Here is a 13243-nt window from a genome sequence, read left to right on the forward strand (position 1 = left end):
TACAGCATAAAAGCGGTCAAACGGGGTTAATTTATTTTTAGAAATACGGATTAAAAAAGCGAGGTGAAGTCTTGAAAAACCTAGGACGGCAATTTTTAGGAATAATCCTGGCCTTGCTATTAATGTTTGGTAGCCTGTCTCCTCCAGTGCGGACCTTTTTTACCATGCCGGAGGAACAGCAGGTTATTTTAGGGGAAAAAATCAAGATAAATTGGCAGCTTCCACCTTTAATCGAAAGGCAAATAGCTTGGGTAATTTATGACACCAAAGGAAAAAGTAAAACAGCATGGGTAAGCGGTGGTCTTAAGGCCACTGAAGCAGGTGATTTACACCTCCAGCTAAGGCTTTTTGCCCTTATTCCGTTGAAAAATATTAATATTCAGGTAATAAAGCCAGTAGCAGTGGTTCCCGGCGGCCAATCAATAGGAATCCTCCTCCATACTCAGGGGGTGCTGGTAGTAGGTGAAGCTGGGGTGGAAAATTTCCAGGGGCAAAGGAAATACCCTGCCCGGCTCGCTGGTTTGAACGTAGGAGATATCATTTTGGCGGTAGATGGCCAGGAAGTCAGGGATGAAGAGAGTTTGGCAAAACTCATTCACGCTGCCGGCAAGGCGGGGCGGGAAGCAGAGTTGCTGGTGCAAAGAGGGCAAAGCAAGCTTAGCATCAAAGTTAAGCCCGAATATTGCAGAGAAACCGGGCGTTACCGTATAGGTCTGTACGTCCGGGACACTACGGCCGGAGTAGGCACTTTAACTTTTTATGAACCGATTCGACGCATTTATGGAGCTTTGGGTCACAAGGTTATCCCTGAATACGGCCAGAACGGGATAGAGATTACCGGAGGTAAAATTGTGGCCGCTTCTGTACAGGGCATCCACCAGGGCCGGAGAGGCCAGCCGGGAGAAAAAGTAGGATTGTTTTTAGATAACGGGAGCTTTGGTGGGATTATCCAAAAAAACACGACATTTGGTATATTTGGTATATTAACGGGCAACCCCTCGTCTGGCCTTTATTCCGAACCGGTACCGGTAGCTTTGGCTAGTCAGGTACACCCGGGAACAGCAGAAATTCTTACGGTTGTTTCTGGTGAACAAGTTGAAAGATTTCAAGCCTATATCGAAAAGGTGCTGCCACAACAATATTCTAGCGGAAAGGGATTAATTATCCGCATTACTGATCCCCGCCTCTTAAGTTTAACTGGTGGTATTATACAGGGAATGAGCGGTAGCCCTATAATCCAGGAGGGGAAACTAGTAGGCGCCATAACTCATGTTTTTGTTAACGACCCTACGCGGGGGTACGGGGTACTGGCCGAATGGATGATAAAAGAGAGCGGGCTTTGGGAAGAGGTTGATGCCCGGGAAACTACCAGGAAGCTTCTTGTCGAACTTCCTGGTAGTTTGTTTTAGAACCAAAAGTTTTGGCGTTTATTGCGATTGGAAGGATTATCCCTGGTAGGCGTCGAAATTTATTGGCCGAAAGCATAAGAGGAAAATTATAGGAGGCGGGAAGGATAGATGGTTCAACCTATTAAGGTCCTGGTGGCTGATGATAATAAAGAGTTCTGCGAGGTATTAGAGGAATTTTTTAACGAGCAACCTGATTTGGTTTTGACAGGTATAGCCCATAACGGGCACGAAACCCTACAACTGATTCGCGAACGAGAGCCTGACATTGTAGTTTTAGATATCATAATGCCCCATTTGGATGGCATAGGGGTGCTGGAGCGTTTGGCAGAATATGAAACTCGTCCCAAGGTGGTAGTCCTGACCACCCTGGGCCAGGAGGCCATGACCATACGGACCCTGGAGTTAGGTGCAGATTATTACATACTTAAACCCTTTGATTTGGAGGTTTTGGGCAATCGTTTGCGCCAGCTGGCCAATGGGCAGCCCCTCCCGGCCTCCTCACCGGTTACTCGGAATCGCAACCTGGATGTCGAGGTTACCAAGATTATTCATCAAATGGGAGTGCCGGCCCATATCAAAGGTTATCAGTATTTGCGGGAAGCCATCCTCCTGGTTATAGAAGATGTTAATTTGCTGGGTGCGGTAACCAAAGAACTTTATCCCATGATTGCCCGTAAATACATGACTACTCCCAGCCGGGTGGAAAGGGCTATTCGCCATGCCATTGAGCTGGCCTGGGATAGGGGTAACGTGGAGATGATGAATAAATTTTTCGGTTACACTATTAACATGGAACGGGGAAAACCTACCAATTCAGAGTTTATCGCCATGGTAGCCGATAAACTGCGTATTGGAGCCAAAATAAATTAAAAAAAGGGGCACCCGTCAAGGGTGTTCTTAAATTTTGGGGGGTATTTGACCAATGGAAAGGGGAAATAAACTAAAGGAAAAATGCTTAAAGTCGGAGAGGATTTATGCAGGTAAAATACTGAACCTCCGGCGAGATATCGTGCAATTACCTAATGGTCGGGAGGCGAGCCGGGAAGTAGTGGAACATTCAGGAGCCGTAGCCATAGTTGCCCTGGAGCCCGATGGACGGGTTTACTTAGTAAAGCAATATCGCTACCCCATCGGAAAAATCACTATAGAAATACCGGCCGGCAAACTGGACGGGGGAGAAGATCCTGAAGCCTGCGCTCGCAGGGAATTAATGGAAGAAATAGGGGTGGCTGCGGGCAAGTTGCATCCCTTGCTAACCTTCTATACTACGCCCGGTTTTTCCAACGAAATTATGTACCTTTTCCAGGCTACCGACCTTTCTCCTCAGAAGAGCAAGGCTGATGAAGATGAATTTTTAGAAGTCCTTTGCCTGCCCTTGGATGAGGCCTTGGAGAAGATACGCACGGGCGAGATTATGGATGCCAAAACTATTGTAGGGTTACTGGCCGTGAGGTATAAAGTGGCCGGCCAAGCATATCCATTTTATAGGGAGTGAAGAGGAGGCATATCCCCTTAAGGGGGACGAAGTTTATGGAACAAGTTCTGGTCCGGCACCTTAAGCAGAATATCCTGCTTTACGTTATAGTTGGTACAGTCTTCCTGGGCGGTATTGTTGTCGGTGCCATGGTGGTCCTGCTTATGGGAGAAGGGCAACAGCTTAAGCTGGCGGCTCACCTGGATAATCTTTTACAGCAGCTGATCGTTGCCGTCCCCCAGCCAGGGGCAGTCGCTGTACAGGCAGCGTTAAAAGGTTTAAGGGAAATAGGTCTCCTCTGGTTTTTGGGCCTAACTATTATAGGAGCGCCCTTGATCGTTATGGTCATCTTTACTAAAGGATTTATCCTGGGATTTACAGTAGCTTTCCTGGTGCAGGAAAAATCGTTTCAAGGGGTAGCCCTCTCCCTTTTTTCCATATTGCCGTCCAATCTTCTTCGTGTTCCAGCTCTATTTTTAGCAGGAATTTTAGCCCTAACCTTTTGCTTGAGTCTGGCAAAGGGTAGTATAGCACTTAAGGGTAGCTTTATGGGTCAGCTCATAGTTTATTCGCTGCTTATGGGTGCCCTGGTTCTGGCTGTACTGGGAAGCGGGTTGATCGAGGCCTATTTGACGCCCCCTTTGGTAAGGGTTGTTTTGAATTACTTCTAAAGGAGAGGAGGGTAGGATTTGCTGGTAGTAACAATTACTAACTGGAGGCGCAAACTGGTGTGGATCTTGGCGGTTTTATTAGTAATGACCGCGGTAATGGTGGGGCAATGGTCTTCCGGTGGCTCTAACAATAACTTACCCGCGACTACAGAGATAAAGAGGGAGTTAATCAGGGAAACAAGGGGTCAAGAGCAGGGGCTCCTGGATGGGCTGTTAGGTAAACTGAGGCAATATTATCAAGGGCAACAAGCCGGGCGGGTACAGTAAGCCCGCTTTTTTCTTTGTTAATAAGCGTAGCAGATGGAGGAATTTGCCAGGAAATGTGGAAATAAAAATGAGAGATTCATAAGGAATGGTGATAACCTTGCGGGAACTGTTGGATGATTTTCTCTACTATTTAGCCGTGGAACGGGGATTGGCCGAAAATACCCTGGCGTCTTATCATACCGATTTGGAACAATACCTTAATTATTTGGCCGAGGCTAGGGTAACCTCCATTCAAGATACCAGCCGGGGGCTAATCATAGCTTATTTAGTACGCCTTCAGAGCCAAGGCCGTTCCCCCGCCACTATTTGTCAGCACTTAGCTGCTATCAGGTCTTTTTATCAGTTTTTGGTAAGAGAAGGCATTTTAAGCAGCGATCCCACGGCCACCATGGAATCGCCCCGCCAGATTAAGAAGTTGCCCCGGGTTTTGACGGTAGAAGAGATAGAACTGCTGCTCAAACAGCCTCAACCTAAAACTCCGGCGGGTCTCCGGGATAAGGCAATGCTAGAGTTGCTCTATGCCAGCGGTCTCCGAGTTTCGGAACTGGTGGCCCTAAATATCGACCAGGTTAATCTACAGGAAGAATACGTACGCTGCTTGGGCAAAGGTTCCCGGGAGCGGGTGGTACCCATCGGCTCGGTGGCCTGCTTTTATCTGAAGGCCTACCTGGAACAGGGGCGTATTCACCTGCTCAAAGATAAAAAGGAGCCAGCCTTGTTTGTTAACCAGCAAGGCAAAAGGCTGTCCCGCCAGGGCTGTTGGAAGATTATTAAAGCTTACGCCCGGGCAGCAGGTCTTCCCCGCAATATTACTCCCCATACTTTGCGCCACTCCTTTGCCACCCATCTGTTAGAGAATGGAGCCGACTTGCGCTCAGTGCAGGAGCTGCTGGGCCATGCCGATATCAGTACCACCCAAATTTACACCCATCTTACCCAGAAAAAAATTAGGGAAATTTACAATCATACTCACCCCCGGGCCTGAATATTTAATTTAACGAAGGCTTGTTCCTCAAGGGGGGAGTACAGTGCAAAGATTACTGGCATGGGCCCTGATAATAATTTTCTTATTCAGTTGGTGGCCGGGGACGCCAGGAGCCGTAGGGGAAGAGATAAGTAGAGAAAAAGCTACCTCTCCTGGAGCACCTCCCCTCAAGCTCAATGCTAAGGGCGCCATATTGATGGAGCCCTATTCCGGAAAAATCTTATGGGAACAAAATGCCCACTACAAGGGTTATCCAGCCAGTATGACCAAATTGATGACCATGGTCGTGGTTATGGACGCTGTGGCTAACGGCCAGGCGAGCCTCAGCGATCCGGTCCGGACCAGCGAGCGCGCCGAAAGCTTTGGAGGAGCGGAAGTTTTCCTGGAGGAGGGTGAAACGGTTCCTCTGGAAAAAATGCTCATTGCCATTGCAGTAGCTTCCGCCAATGATGCCAGCGTAGCTGTAGCGGAACATATAGCCGGTTCGGAAGAAGCCTTCGTGGAATTAATGAATGCCAAAGCCCGGGAACTAGGCCTTAAAAATACCAATTTTACTAACAGCCACGGCTTGCACGATCCCAATCATTACACTACTCCCTATGACATGGCCCTGATTGCCCGGTATGCTTTGAAATATCCTAAAATCCTGGAATGGACTTCTATTAAGCGTTATACTTTCCGGCAGGATCCTTTAACTATCCTGGATACTACTAATAAAATGCTCTACTGGTACCCGGGGACCGACGGTTTTAAAACAGGTTATACTGAAGCTGCCGGCCTGAACCTGGTCTCCACGGTAGAAAGGGAAGGTTTGCGCCTTATAGCCGTGGTCATGGGCGTGGAAACACCCCAGGGCCATTTTACCGAATCCATGAAGCTATATAACTGGGCCTTTCGCCAGTGGGCATGGAAAAAGATTTATAACCCCGGAGAAACAGTTACCGAGGTGGCTATCAACAAAGGGCGAGAGGAAAAAGTAAGGGTTCTGGCGGCAGGCAAAGTAGGAGCTGTGATTCCGCGGGCCAGGACACAAACAGATTATATTACTACCAGGCTGGAACTGTCGCCCATGGTTGACGCTCCCATAAAAGAGGGCCAGAGACTGGGGGAGATAGTTGTCTTAGAAGAGGGTCGAGAGATCAGCCGGGTGGGCCTGTTGGCCCAGAAAAGCCTTCCGCGGGCTTCCCTGAAGCAAGAAATCCAACGCGTTATTAATTGTGTTTTTACCCTTCGACATTAATTTACCATATTTTTGCAGGAAAATTGGGAGCTGGTGGCGAAAATAACCCCCTTGGTAAAATTACTGAACAAGGGGGTTAATTCTTTTGCAGGTCTTTTTCAGTCAAGAGGGCCAGGCCTTGATAGCCAGGGTTAAAGGTGAGTTGGATTTAAGCACAGCCGATCGGTTGCGGCAGGAGTTGGAAGCCAGTATAGATCATGTCCGCCCCCGGGTCCTTTACCTGGACCTAGAGGGGGTTTCCTTTATGGACAGTTCCGGCTTAGGAGTTATTTTAGGGCGCTATCGTCACCTGACCCGACAGGGAGGTAGGGTCGTAATATGCCGGCCGCAGCCTCAGGTACAGCGCCTCTTGGAACTTTCTGGAATCAATAAACTGGTAGAAATAGTGCCTGATGATCCTGAAGCATGCTCTCGCAAGGAGGTGCTCTAAAGGGTGACCCAGGGCAATGGACAAGTAGTTAATAGTATGCGACTGGAGTTCCTAAGCCTGCCGGAAAATGTGGGTTTGGCCCGGGTGGCCGTGGCGGCTATGGTGGCCCAAACCGATATTACCTTAAACGAACTGGAGGAAATTAAAGTTGCTGTCTCGGAGGCGGTAGCCAATGCCATTATCCACGGCTATGGAGGCGAGCCCAGGGGGTGGGTTCGGATTACTGTAAACCGCAGCCAGGAAAGCTTGGAGATTATAGTGGAAGATAATGGTAAAGGTATAGCTGATATAGCTTTGGCCATGCAACCGGCCTATTCCAGCGACCCGGAGAGGATGGGCCTGGGTTTTGCCTTTATGCAATCCTTTATGGATGAAGTGGAAGTTATATCTGAGGAAGGCCAGGGTACTAAAGTAATAATGAGGAAAAGGTTAAGCTTGAACCCTAGCGGTCTTGGAGTTTGAGGACGGGGGGCGGGGAAATTGCGCCTTTCGGAAATGAATTTACCTCGGTTTCCCCTATTATCAGAAGAAGAGACCCTAGACCTTCTGCGTCGTGCCAAGGCTGGCGACCAAGCTGCCCGGGAGCGGTTGATCAACTGCAATCTAAAATTAGTCTTTAATATAATACAGCGCTTTGAAAATAGGGGGTATGAATTAGAGGACCTGTTTCAAATCGGCACCATAGGTTTAATCAAAGCCATTGACAAGTTTGACCTGAACTACCAAGTTAAATTCTCTACTTATGCGGTACCCATGATTTTAGGAGAAATTAAGCGATTCCTGCGCGATGATAATTCGGTTAAAGTTAGCCGCTCTCTAAAAGAAACCGCCTTTAAGGTTAACCGGGTACGGGACGAGCTGGCAAAAAAATTAGGGCGTGAACCGGGTATAGGTGAAATTGCCCAAGCTTTAAACCTCTCGCGGGAAGAGATTGTAGCTGCTCTAGAAGCGATACAATCCCCGGGCTCTATCCATGATACCCTTTATCAGGACGATGGAGACCCTATCTACGTTTTAGACCAGCTAACGAAGGATAGCGAACAGGAACCTGCCTGGCTGGATAAAATAGCCCTTAAAGAAGTATTGATGAAGTTGCCGGAAAAACACCGCAAGGTCATTGTCATGCGCTTTTTTCAGGATAAGACCCAGACAGAAGTGGCCGAGAAGCTGGGCCTGTCCCAGGTTCAGATTTCCCGAATAGAGCGGCAGGCATTGGTGCGCCTGCGGGAGCTTCTGGGGTCGCCTTGAATTGTTAACATTATTTTCCTAAGCATCATATACTGGATTTAGAATTGGGCACCAGGAGGTGATAACCCAAACTGGCATAAGGGGTGAAATTTAATGCCTAACAATGTTGTGTTCAACTACGATCCCGCAACCCTGAGGAGCAAGATCTTTGGCTCCCAGGATGTGGCCATCCGTACCGATGCCGACGGCAACTTGCAGATTCGGAGCATCTCGGACTCCATCACTGTGACAGCGACTAACTTGGATATCCGCGATTTGACCAACGCTACCGACTCCATCGCTATTTACGGCTTTGACGGGACCACCAACCGGGCCATCAGGACGGATGCTGCCGGTAACCTGCAAATCCGTGGCATCTCTGATTCGGTTACCGTTACCGCCGTCGACCTGGACATCCGGAACCTGACTCACGGGCAAGACTCCTTGCTCATTTACGGCTTCGATGGTACTGCCAACCAGGCGATCAGGACGGATGCCGCCGGTCGGCTGGAAATAAGGAGCATTTCGGATTCCGTTACTATCACTGGTAACGTCAATACTATACCTACTTTCGGCGAGACGAATTTTCTCGACGTAGTTACGGGAGATAGCTTTACGGGACTGAGTTATGTCGATACTTCTACCCAGACCATGTACACTTTCTTTGTATACAACAAAGGCCCGAACTCTGCTGACGTCCGGCTGGATGTAAGCGCCGATCAGAATACCTTCTTTACCGATGTAGTTGCCCGCACCATTGCCAGCGGCGCCACGGATACCTTTGTAGCTAAGACCTTCCTGCGATACACGCGCCTCGCTTACAAGTCCACTACGGCTGGCCTGCCCACTACTCTGGACGTATTCTTCCAGAAGCAGGCTGGGTAAGGGGTGACGGGATGCTGGCGCGCGGAGTGATGTGAGGTTAAGATAAAGCTGCACCAGCATCCTGGCAGAGGAAGTGCTTAATAGCGGCCTGCCGCACCCGGTGAACCATGGGAATAGAATATTGGGGTGGGGGTGTGTCTTTAAGCCACGAATAGTAAGGGATTACCCCCGCCCCCAAAATACCATTTCTTGAGGAATCTTTCCCGAAGTAGCCTCTGGGGAGTGAAACATCCATGGCTACGACACGCCCTACTGTCAGCCTGTGTATGATTGTCAAGAACGAAGAAGCCTACCTGGCCCGGTGCCTGGCCAGCGCCCGGGAGCTGGTGGACGAGATAATCATCGTGGATACCGGTTCTACCGACGGGACTTTGGAAGTAGCCAGGCAGTATGGAGCTAAAGTAGCCACCTTCCAATGGAGGAATGATTTTAGCGCGGCCAGGAACTATTCACTAGCTCAGGCCACTTGTGATTGGATTATGTACCTGGACGCCGACGAGGAATTGATGGATGTCGAGCGGGAAGCTTTTTTAAAGTTACTGGAGAGGGAAGAGGTGGAAGGATACTATTTTTATATTGTCAGCCCTACCTCCGAAGAGCCCGGGAGCCAGCAACTCCGCCATACTAGCCTGCGGCTGTTTCGTAACCGAACGGGTTACCGCTTTCAGGGAGCCTTGCATGAACAAATAATTCCTTCCATCCTGGCGACCAACCCGTCTGCAAAGCTAGTCCATTCCGGTATCTCCATTTACCATTACGGTTACCGAGAGAAGATGGTGGAGCTTAAAAATAAGACCTCGCGCAACCTGGAAATTTTAAAGAGACAACTCGAGGAAGATCCTGACAACAGTTTCCTTCGCTACAACCTGGGCGTGGCCCTTTACGAAGGCGGCGATCTCCAAGGAGCTTTAGAAGAATGGCAAAGGGTGTGGGAAGTCTTGGATATGTCCGCCGGTTATGCCCCTACCTTTTTGCGGAACTACGCCATTAGCTTGCTAAAGGCTCACCGGCCCCTACAAGCGCTACAGGTAACGGAAAAAGGCTTGTTGCATTTTCCCGATTATACGGACTTGTATTACCTTAAGGGGCAAGCCCTGGAGAAACTGGATAGATATACCCAGTCTCAGGACGCCTTCCTGCGCTGTCTCGAGCTAGGGGAGGCGCCACCTCGGTATGTTACTACGGAGGGCGTAGGAAGTTACTTAGCCCTATACAATTTAGGAAAGTTGATGGAAGAATGTGGATACTATGAATTGGCAGTTAATTATTATTATAAAGCCTGGGCAGTCAAACACGACCTTCCGGGTATTGTTTATAGCCTGGGCCGGGCCTTGCAGAAAGCCCTGAAGGATCCCCTCCAGGTCAGGGCTTATATCCAGGAGCACCTCAAGCTTACTAACCTGTTACAGCTCGTGCAGGTGGCAGACCTCTTGTACTCCGCCGGCGATTACCATGGGTGTTTAATTTACCTCAACGAGGCCATCCTCCGGGCAGGGAATAAGCCTGATGATGTGGCGTTGTTAAAGGCCAAATGCTTGATGCGCCTGGGCCGCTGGGAAGAGGCTAAATATCAATGCCTGGAGATAGGTCCGGAAAGCCCTTATTATCCCGACGCCCTTTTATACGCCTGTATATGCAACTGGTCAGCAAAGCCGGCAAAGAACTGCCGCCAATTGATTGAGAAGATCAAGGAAGTTGATTCTTCCCTATATCCAGTTTTACAAGCCTTGAACTGCAAGCTTGCTGGAGCTGAGGAAGAGCCTGCCGGTATAGATGTGGATGCCTGGGAACGTTTGATAGTTAAGCTTTTCCAGGCCTCCGGACCCGGCTTAGCCCGAGTGGCTGCTGGGCTTTTGGGGGAACTACCAGAAGGGGAAATATCTTATTATGTGGGTAAAGCCTTATTCAAGAATGGTCTTGAGCTGGAGGCGGCCGAGTACCTGCTTAAGGCTTTGGAGGAAGGAGTTTCTCACGACGACCTGTATTATATGTTGGGTTCCATCTGTGCTTGCCGCAGAGCCCTGTGGGAGGCAGAACAGCTATTGCACCAAGCTGTTAATTTAAACCCCCGTCGGGTAGAGTATTATGAAAAGCTGGTGGAGGTATTGCTAAGCCAAACCGGGGAGACCTTGCTGGAAGCCCTGGCCTATTTCCCGGATAACCAGGGTTTAAAAAACATTTTCACCCGTCTAAAGGAATGCCAGCTGCAATTTACTGCAGCAAGGGGAGCTGCCCAGTGAAAAAGGAAACCGTCAGCTTATGCATGATTGTGAAAGACGAGGAGGCCAGCCTTCCCCGGTGTTTAAACAGCATCAAGGACTTTGTAGATGAGATCATCGTGGTGGATACCGGGTCCCGGGACCGAAGCAAAGAAGTAGCGCGGGCCTATGGAGCCCGGGTCCTCGAGGAACCTTGGCAAAATAACTTCAGCCAGGCGCGCAACGTAGGTTTGGAACAAGCCCGGGGCGACTGGATACTGTTCTTGGATGCAGATGAGGAAGCGCTGCCCGAGCACCTGGCTTGTCTGCGCAATCTTGCCCATACCGACATGGAAGGCTTTTTCCTGCAAGTCTTGAACTATGACGATCAGGGTAACTGCATCAGGCAGCCGGCCTTGCGGTTGTTCAGAAACCGTCCCCAGTACCGCTTCCAGGGAGCCATCCACGAGCAGATTATAGATTCCATACTGGAGCATAACCCCCGGGCCAAGTTCGGTGTACTGGACATAAAAATCAAGCACTGGGGCTACCAGGATAAATTAGTTGACTATAAAAACAAAATCCAGCGTAACCTGGCCATACTACAGGAGCAGTACGATAAGGGAGATAGAAACGGGTTTCTCTTGTTCAACTTGGCCACCGAATACCTGCGGTCAGGGGACTTAGCCCAGGCCTTGAAATACTATAACGAAGCTGAATGCCTGACTTCTCCTGCGTTAAGTTTTGCCCCTTTGCTGGGCAAGAAGAAGATTCAGACTCTTATGCTCCTCAACGACTACCAGGCGGCCCTGGACGCTCTACACCGGTACCTGGAACTATACCCGGATTATACCGACCTAGTTTTTTTGAAGGCCACTCTTTACTACTGCCTGGCCCGCTTTCCTGAAGCCCTGGAGTTGTATAAAACTTGTCTGGCCATAGGAGAGGCTCCCCGGTACTACGTATCGGAAAGCGGCGTAGGTTCTCATAAGGCAGAACGCGGAATCAAAGAACTCACCGCCATACTAGAGCGCCTACAGAATAGACCGGCCCCCAGGCCGGGCATCAGCCTATGTATGATCGTATGCGATGAAGAAAAAAACCTGGCGCGGTGTTTAAACAGCGTGAAGGGCGTCGTGAACGAGATAATCGTCGTGGATACTGGCTCCCGGGACCGGACCAGGGAAGTAGCCCGCGCCTATGGAGCCGAAGTATTTGAATTTCCCTGGGTGAACGATTTTGCTCTGGCCAGGAATTTTTCCCTGCGGCTGGCCGGGCATGAGTGGATACTGGTCCTCGATGCTGACGAGACTCTGCGGCCGGAAGAACACGAAAAACTGCGGCAGGTAATGGCTGCTGCCGGAAACCTTCAGGGCTTTTATTTAAAGGTTGTTAATTACTTCGGACAGGGCGACCCGGATGACTTTGTGATTGATGCCGTTTGCCGGGTTTTTAGGAATAGGCCTGAATTCCGGTTTTCGGGCCCCGTACACGAAGAGATCGCCCAATCCATAATCGGCCACAGCGGACCGGGGAGCATTGCTCCGGCGGAAATCCATATCGATCACTGGGGATATTTAAAGGCGGCGGCCCTTAAAGTAAAAGGATACCGGAACACCGCTCTTCTCCACTCCCGCTTGAGCCTAGAACCTCTTGACGGTTACGCTCTTTATGCTCTAGGTGTGGAGCTGTTCCAGGAAGGACGTTTTGACATGGCACTGGAGCAGTTCTCCAAAGCTCAAGAACTATTGGAGCACAGCAGTGTTCTCCCGGATTTGTACTTTAAAATGGCTACCTGCCACCTAGAGCTTAAACAGTTTCCGAAGGGCCTAAGGGTAGTACAGAAAGCCCAAGAACTTTTTCCGGATTTTACTAGCCTTTGGTACCTCCAAGGATTGATGGAATTTCAACAGGGAAATCTGCCGGAGGCTTGCCAGGCCTTAAGGATAGCCCTGGAACTCGGGGACCCCCCCTGGTATCGCTACACCTTTCCCCACGGTATTGGCAGTTTCCGGGCTGCTGTGGCCCTGGCCCAGTGCCTGGAAAAAATGGAATTGTTGGAGGAGGCTGAGGAGTTGCTGGCCCACTATCTGACCAAGAGGCAGGGCCTGGGTACATTGGTGTTGCCTTTCTGCCGCCTAGTACTCAATAGATACGGGCCAGAGGAATGCCTTCAGAAAATTGAAGGGCTGAACTTGCCTTCTTGCTTTAGAGAAAGCCTGCTGTTGGCCGAAGCTTTTGAGAGGTTGGAGCGGCCGGATCTCGCGCGGATTTTCGTGCGCCGGTGTAAGGATTTTTTACGTGAGATACCTTCAGAAATCCAGTTTCTCCAGTTGGCCGGTATACAACTGGGCCTAGCTGGAAAGTACTGCGCCCGGGGCCTGGAGGTGGGTCCTTCCCCTGTATTGTGCGGCGTCCAGGAAAGAATTAAAGCGCTTCTTCAAAAGGAAGGGTAAG

Annotated in this window: 13 protein-coding genes; all 13 read left to right on the forward strand. The window is 49.8% G+C overall.

What is annotated here, in order from left to right; all coding sequences use genetic code 11:
- Window positions 1-71 precede the first annotated feature (71 nt).
- Window positions 72-1409: a SpoIVB peptidase gene (spoIVB, locus tag AC1BI1_RS00855; protein WP_476715370.1), complete on the forward strand. Its 1338-nt coding sequence runs from the start codon at window positions 72-74 to the stop codon at window positions 1407-1409.
- A gap of 108 nt (window positions 1410-1517) precedes the next feature.
- Window positions 1518-2279 carry a sporulation transcription factor Spo0A gene (gene spo0A, locus AC1BI1_RS00860; RefSeq protein ID WP_476715371.1) on the forward strand — a complete coding sequence of 254 codons (762 nt, stop codon included), beginning with the start codon at window positions 1518-1520 and terminating at the stop codon, window positions 2277-2279.
- A 52-nt stretch (window positions 2280-2331) separates the two neighbouring features.
- Window positions 2332-2904: an NUDIX domain-containing protein gene (locus AC1BI1_RS00865; protein ID WP_476715372.1), complete on the forward strand. Its 573-nt coding sequence runs from the start codon at window positions 2332-2334 to the stop codon at window positions 2902-2904.
- Between the two features lie 35 nt (window positions 2905-2939).
- The gene (gene spoIIM / locus AC1BI1_RS00870) at window positions 2940-3554 is read left to right on the forward strand and encodes a stage II sporulation protein M (protein WP_476715373.1); all 615 of its coding nucleotides are present in this window, start codon (window positions 2940-2942) and stop codon (window positions 3552-3554) included.
- 18 nt (window positions 3555-3572) lie between these two features.
- Window positions 3573-3821: a hypothetical protein gene (locus AC1BI1_RS00875; RefSeq protein ID WP_476715374.1), complete on the forward strand. Its 249-nt coding sequence runs from the start codon at window positions 3573-3575 to the stop codon at window positions 3819-3821.
- Window positions 3822-3918: 97 nt separating this feature from the next.
- Window positions 3919-4806, forward strand: a complete 888-nt coding sequence (gene xerD, locus AC1BI1_RS00880; RefSeq protein WP_476715496.1) for a site-specific tyrosine recombinase XerD — start codon at window positions 3919-3921, stop codon at window positions 4804-4806.
- Between the two features lie 43 nt (window positions 4807-4849).
- The gene (locus tag AC1BI1_RS00885; protein ID WP_476715375.1) at window positions 4850-6046 is read left to right on the forward strand and encodes a D-alanyl-D-alanine carboxypeptidase family protein; all 1197 of its coding nucleotides are present in this window, start codon (window positions 4850-4852) and stop codon (window positions 6044-6046) included.
- Window positions 6047-6131: 85 nt separating this feature from the next.
- Entirely contained in the window at window positions 6132-6476 is a 345-nt protein-coding gene (locus AC1BI1_RS00890) for an STAS domain-containing protein (RefSeq protein ID WP_476715376.1), read from the forward strand.
- Window positions 6477-6512: 36 nt separating this feature from the next.
- Window positions 6513-6938, forward strand: a complete 426-nt coding sequence (spoIIAB, locus tag AC1BI1_RS00895) for an anti-sigma F factor (protein WP_476715497.1) — start codon at window positions 6513-6515, stop codon at window positions 6936-6938.
- 33 nt (window positions 6939-6971) lie between these two features.
- On the forward strand, window positions 6972-7724 hold the full coding sequence (sigF, locus tag AC1BI1_RS00900; RefSeq protein WP_476715498.1) for an RNA polymerase sporulation sigma factor SigF: 753 nt from the start codon (window positions 6972-6974) through the stop codon (window positions 7722-7724).
- A 93-nt stretch (window positions 7725-7817) separates the two neighbouring features.
- The gene (locus tag AC1BI1_RS00905; RefSeq protein WP_476715377.1) at window positions 7818-8588 is read left to right on the forward strand and encodes a DUF6385 domain-containing protein; all 771 of its coding nucleotides are present in this window, start codon (window positions 7818-7820) and stop codon (window positions 8586-8588) included.
- 233 nt (window positions 8589-8821) lie between these two features.
- A complete protein-coding gene (locus tag AC1BI1_RS00910; RefSeq protein WP_476715378.1) occupies window positions 8822-10828 on the forward strand; it encodes a glycosyltransferase in 2007 nt (668 codons plus the stop codon).
- Entirely contained in the window at window positions 10825-13242 is a 2418-nt protein-coding gene (locus AC1BI1_RS00915) for a glycosyltransferase (protein ID WP_476715379.1), read from the forward strand. The genes AC1BI1_RS00910 and AC1BI1_RS00915 overlap by 4 nt, the downstream gene beginning before the upstream one ends.
- The last annotated feature ends 1 nt before the right edge of the window (window position 13243 follow it).

The organism is Thermanaeromonas sp. DSM 22490 (assembly GCF_056378755.1).

What these genes read in the sequence shown, in the direction of transcription:
- spo0A (WP_476715371.1), top strand. Translation starts at nt 1,518, where the DNA reads ATGGTTCAACCTATTAAGGTCCTGGTGGCTGATGATAATAAAGAGTTC.
- AC1BI1_RS00865 (WP_476715372.1), top strand. Translation starts at nt 2,332, where the DNA reads ATGGAAAGGGGAAATAAACTAAAGGAAAAATGCTTAAAGTCGGAGAGG.
- spoIIM (WP_476715373.1), top strand. Translation starts at nt 2,940, where the DNA reads ATGGAACAAGTTCTGGTCCGGCACCTTAAGCAGAATATCCTGCTTTAC.
- spoIIAB (WP_476715497.1), top strand. Translation starts at nt 6,513, where the DNA reads ATGCGACTGGAGTTCCTAAGCCTGCCGGAAAATGTGGGTTTGGCCCGG.
- sigF (WP_476715498.1), top strand. Translation starts at nt 6,972, where the DNA reads ATGAATTTACCTCGGTTTCCCCTATTATCAGAAGAAGAGACCCTAGAC.
- AC1BI1_RS00905 (WP_476715377.1), top strand. Translation starts at nt 7,818, where the DNA reads ATGCCTAACAATGTTGTGTTCAACTACGATCCCGCAACCCTGAGGAGC.
- AC1BI1_RS00910 (WP_476715378.1), top strand. Translation starts at nt 8,822, where the DNA reads ATGGCTACGACACGCCCTACTGTCAGCCTGTGTATGATTGTCAAGAAC.